This window comes from Desulfosporosinus sp. OT, assembly GCF_000224515.1.
Lineage (GTDB): Bacteria > Bacillota > Desulfitobacteriia > Desulfitobacteriales > Desulfitobacteriaceae > Desulfosporosinus.
Window position 1 is genome coordinate 1 of sequence record NZ_AGAF01000055.1, and the last position, 1,322, is coordinate 1,322.

At 42.8% G+C, this 1,322-nt stretch carries 1 protein-coding gene; it reads left to right on the forward strand.

All coding sequences use genetic code 11. The annotated features are described in order from the left end of the window. Window positions 1–76: 76 nt before the first annotated feature. Complete coding sequence (gene dinB / locus DOT_RS04870; RefSeq protein ID WP_009615018.1) at window positions 77–1,249, forward strand: DNA polymerase IV; 1,173 nt, start codon at window positions 77–79, stop codon at window positions 1,247–1,249. The last annotated feature ends 73 nt before the right edge of the window (window positions 1,250–1,322 follow it).

Below are 1,322 nucleotides of genomic sequence, written 5' to 3' on the forward strand. Positions count from 1 at the left end.
GCCTTTCAATGCCGAGTTATTAATTAAAGAAATCACAAAGATATTTTAATCATATGGAGCATGTTATAATAATTATATGGATAATTGGACAAACCGAAATAATACAATACTGCATGTTGATATGGATGCATTTTATGCAGCGGTCGAGCAACGGGATGATCCGTCATTACTGGGCAAGCCTGTCGTGGTTGGGGGAAAACCTAACAGCCGAGGTGTTGTTGCTACAGCGTCTTATGAGGCCCGAAAATTCGGAATACACTCTGCTATGCCTTTAGCGGAGGCTTTCCGACGTTGTCCCCATGCGTCTTTTTTGCCTGTAAACATGCCTAAATATCAAGAGGTATCCTTGCAAATTCGACAGGTATTTATGACGTATACACCACTAGTGGAACCGCTGTCCTTAGATGAAGCATTTTTGGATGTGACAGGTTCTACGAGCTTGTTTGGTTCTGCTGATTCCATTGCTATTGCTATTAAACAGCGAATCAAACAGGAGTTGAACCTAACCGCATCAGTTGGTCTAGCCTGCAACAAGTTTCTGGCTAAATTGGCCTCGGATTTGCGCAAACCTGATGGTTTGGTCATTGTTCAGCCCGATAAGGTTCAGGAGTTTCTTGACCCGCTGTCTGTGGATAGGCTCTGGGGAGTAGGGAAAAAAACAGCTGAGCAGTTGCATAAGGTTAATGTCAAAACAATTAGGGATCTACGTTACCTTGATCAGAAATTCCTAACTCAGTTATTTGGAGCGTTAGGAAGTCAGCTTTTTCAGTTGGCACAAGGAATCGATGAGAGACCCGTGGAAAGTGTAAAGATCGTTAAATCCATCGGTCGTGAGATCACTTTTGCAACAGATATTGGGGCTAGGGATGTATTAGAGACAACCTTATTGAAGCTTGCTGTTGATGTGGGACGGCGTCTGCGTAAGGAGGCTTTAAGAGGTAAAACGATCACTTTAAAAGTCCGCTATGACGATTTCAGAACTGTGTCTCGTTCTCATACATTACAACAGGCCACCGATCTGGATGATGTGATATATCAAGAAGCCCGTAATTTGTTGAAGGAGGTACCGCTTAACCAGGCACTTAGATTGATTGGGGTGACAGCGAATAATCTGACGGATAAATTAGAACAGCAACTTTCGTTGTTTCCTGAGCCACAAAAGAATCATGAAACTTTAACTAAGGTCATAGATTCTGTTAACCAAAAATATGGGGAGAAGAGTATTACACGAGCTAGGCTGTTGTTATAAAATGCTAACCTACATAATCTGCGTGAGAAGACGCAACTCAGGCCTCACATCACTTGTCGTGGTGTGAGGCTTC

Bases quoted from the DNA above. Each gene is read 5' to 3' on its own strand.
- dinB (WP_009615018.1), top strand. From the start codon at position 77: ATGGATAATTGGACAAACCGAAATAATACAATACTGCATGTTGATATG.